This window comes from Streptomyces sp. NPDC003697 (genome assembly GCF_053587115.1).
This window is the reverse complement of the sequence record NZ_JBSFNN010000178.1, coordinates 1-1,213: the sequence shown is the minus strand read 5'-3', so window position 1 is coordinate 1,213 and position 1,213 is coordinate 1. Positions and strand designations below refer to the sequence as shown.

Below are 1,213 nucleotides of genomic sequence, written 5' to 3'. Positions count from 1 at the left end.
GTCACCAGGGTGAGGGTGCCGAGGCGGCGCAGGGAGTCCACGACGTCACGGGCGGGCACGCCGAAGTGGAAGGAGACAGCTCCGATCCGAGCAGTCCCGTTCGGATCGGCCCTGCAAGCTAGGAGGGGATCCGAGCACGGATGAAAGAGAAGATCATTAAAGGACTGGCCGTTGTCGGGCTTGTGCTGTTCGGCATTCAGTACCTCGCACATGGCGTAAGCGACGCGGCCACCGCCACCATCAACACCCTTACCGAGGTACGTGAAGCCTGGCACGACTACGACGGCGACTAATCCCGGATGTCGAGAAGCCCCCTCGGAGTCGCCTCCATGGGGGCTCTCGTCTTCATTGGCCACTTCACCCGTGCAGCTCAGGCGAACCATGCATCCTGCATCACGCCACCGCATCGCCCTCGTCGGAACCCTTGGTCTCGTTCCCTTCCTGGTCTGAGGCGAAGATGTCGTCCATCGCTTCGGCGCCCTTCGTGATCACGGGCCGGAGCTGCTTGCGGTAGACCGCCTCGGTAGTCGCCTGGCTGCTGTGACCGACCAGCAGAGCGATCGTCTCCAGCGGGATGCCGTGGTCGGAAAGCAGGGACACGAAGCTGTGCCGGAGCTCCCGCGGCGTCCACTCCGGCTTCAGGCCAGCCTTTCTCACGATGGCCTTGAAGTCGCGCCGGACGTTGGCCGCGTCGAGCGGTTCGCCGGTCCTGGTCGTGAAGACACGGCCGCTCCGGCTCCACTCCATCCCCCTCGATGCCCGTTCTTGCTGCTGCCACCGCAGGTGCTCTTCGAGGACATCGACCACCTGTTTCGGCAGAGCGATGGTCCGCCGGCTCTTCCTGGTCTTCGTCTCGCCGTGCTTGCGCACCGAGCGCCACACCGCGACGTGCGGCGGGATGCCGTCCTTCGTCTCCAGGAACACGTGGTCCCAGGTGAGGGGGCGCGCCTCCTCCGTGCGGACGCCGCTCAGGAGCGACAGCACCAGGTACGCGTACAGCCGCGAGCCTCGCGCGGCAGCGAGCACGGCTTTGGCCTGCTCCAGGTTCAGTGCCTTGCTCGGCCGGCCGGGGCGCCCCTCCGGGGCGGTGACGAGCAGGGCGACGTTCCGCGCCGCCTTGTCCCTGCGCTGGGCGTGCGCGATGGAACGACGCAGGACGGCGAGCAGGTCGCGCAGGCTTCGCGTGGCGAGCACTTCGGCCCTGTCCTCCAAC

The 1,213-nt window shown here is 67.0% G+C and carries 2 protein-coding genes; one reads left to right on the top strand and one right to left on the bottom strand.

What is annotated here, in order from left to right; genetic code table 11:
• Nucleotides 1–140: 140 nt before the first annotated feature.
• On the top strand, nt 141–293 hold the full coding sequence (locus tag ACWDNY_RS31425) for a hypothetical protein (protein ID WP_451649206.1): 153 nt from the start codon (nt 141–143) through the stop codon (nt 291–293).
• 100 nt (nt 294–393) lie between these two features.
• Here the strand turns inward: ACWDNY_RS31425 and ACWDNY_RS31420 are convergent.
• Nucleotides 394–1,213 (bottom strand): tyrosine-type recombinase/integrase (locus tag ACWDNY_RS31420; protein ID WP_451649205.1); only part of this gene is annotated, 820 nt, incomplete at its 5' end.